The 543-nt window shown below is 57.3% G+C and carries 1 protein-coding gene; it reads right to left on the bottom strand.

Going from position 1 to position 543, the window contains the following annotated elements; all coding sequences use genetic code 11:
• The coding region (locus LZP69_RS15900) for a putative Ig domain-containing protein (RefSeq protein WP_234201691.1) at positions 1–543 on the bottom strand (543 nt) is incomplete at both ends.

The raw sequence follows: 543 nt of genomic DNA on the forward strand, positions 1-543 counted from the left end.
TGAACGTCAGTCCCGCTATTGTGGCAGTGGTGCTGTAAGTGGCCGTGTCATTCGCATCAATATCCGTTGAGGTGATGGTGCCATTAACTACTGAACCATCTTCCTTGGCGCTGACTTGCGCGATGGGGTCAAGCACAGGCGCGTCGTTAACGTTGTTGACCACCAAGTTAAAGGTGGACGTGACGGTTGCACCCTGGCTGTCGGTGGCGGTAACGGTAATGCTGGTCGTACCCACATCGCTGTTCGCCGGCGTGCCGCTGAAGGTGCCGGTGCCGGCATCAAAGCTTAACCAGGTCGGCAGACCGCTTGCTGACAGAGCGAGAGTATCACCGGTGTCGATATCGGCGAAGGTGCCCGCAGGTACGCCGAAGCTAAAGGCGCTGCCTTGGTCTGTGGCTTGGTCAGTCAGCGCCGCTGAGACAGTCGGTGCATCGTTGGTGCCAGTGACGGTAATGGTTAGGGTCTGTACATCAGACGCACCTTGGCTGTCGCTGCCAGTGACATCAATGTTGAGTACTTGAGTTTGACCTACGCCCAGCGACT

Source organism: Shewanella sp. AS1, from assembly GCF_021412565.1.
GTDB lineage: Bacteria > Pseudomonadota > Gammaproteobacteria > Enterobacterales > Shewanellaceae > Shewanella.